This is a genomic window from Companilactobacillus halodurans (assembly GCF_009600985.1).
GTDB classification, from domain to species: Bacteria; Bacillota; Bacilli; order Lactobacillales; family Lactobacillaceae; genus Companilactobacillus; species Companilactobacillus halodurans.
The window spans coordinates 1-1093 of record NZ_VDFP01000250.1 but is presented as its reverse complement, the minus strand read 5'-3'; the positions used below and the strand labels follow the sequence as shown (position 1 = coordinate 1093).

The 1093-nt window shown below is 34.7% G+C and carries 1 protein-coding gene; it reads left to right on the top strand.

Annotated elements, in window-relative coordinates; translation table 11 throughout:
* Window positions 1-1093 (top strand): hypothetical protein (locus FHL06_RS14510; protein ID WP_192918034.1); only part of this gene is annotated, 1093 nt, incomplete at both ends.

Below are 1093 nucleotides of genomic sequence, written 5' to 3'. Positions count from 1 at the left end.
CTAGCGGAACGGGAGAGGGTGGAACTTTATTCAACTGTGCCAATACTAGTCAATTTAGTCATGGTAATATTCCACTATCTGTATGGTTGTCGACATCAAATGTTCAGGGATCTCCCACTAAAAGTTGGAATTACGTTAATGCTACTTATTCTGGGGTTAATTTTACTAAGTTCACTACAACTTCTTCTGATGCCAGTTTTAGAGAGTTCCTAGGAAGTAATTTAGGACTATCGAAGTTAGGAAGAATGACAGCTAATACATCACCTGCGCAAGTGAAGAATGCCCCTGATCAACCAACTAATGCGGATTCATATGTTTGGGTACCAACTTTAATGCCTGCTGAAAATAATGCATATCGTCCTTCATATGACAACGAGGTTTATGCTGAAGTTCAATTGACTTATCCAGATGGAACTACAAAAAATGCAGTTGGAGCATCTATTCAGCATCAAAAATATTACGAATACAATACTTCTACAATTGATGGTGCTATCAAAATACCAGTTAGTAGTTTTGATAGTGACAAAAAATATTTGGAAATAGGAACTAAAATAAAAATTTTAAAACTATGGAGAAATGATCCTGATTATAATTCAAACAATGCCATAAAAACAGATATTAACAAAGAAAAATATAATCAATATAAGGAACAAACGGTTATAGATAGGACACCACCTGATCCAGTAAAAATAAAAAATAATGTAAAGGAAATTTCTCAATGGTCTAAAGAAATCGAAGGTACAGGTGAACCGGGAACGTCATTAAATTGGAAGATAATTCATCATAATGGTGATGCTGATACAGTGTACTCCAATGCTACGACAGTAGATAATGACGGGAATTGGAAGATAAGCAATATCTCTGGAATTTTAAACGATGATAAAGTTGTTATCTACTTAACTGACAAGAATTCAAATACTACTCCATTTTCGGAAACGGTCTTTCACGATACTACATTTTTGCCAGCTACTGTGTTGAATGTAGGTGGAACTAACACTTTGACTTTAGACGTTACTAAGAATTTAGATTTTGGAACCATCCCTGCGTATACGCATTTGATAAAGGTACCGGTAACGAAAGAATTTAATGTAAC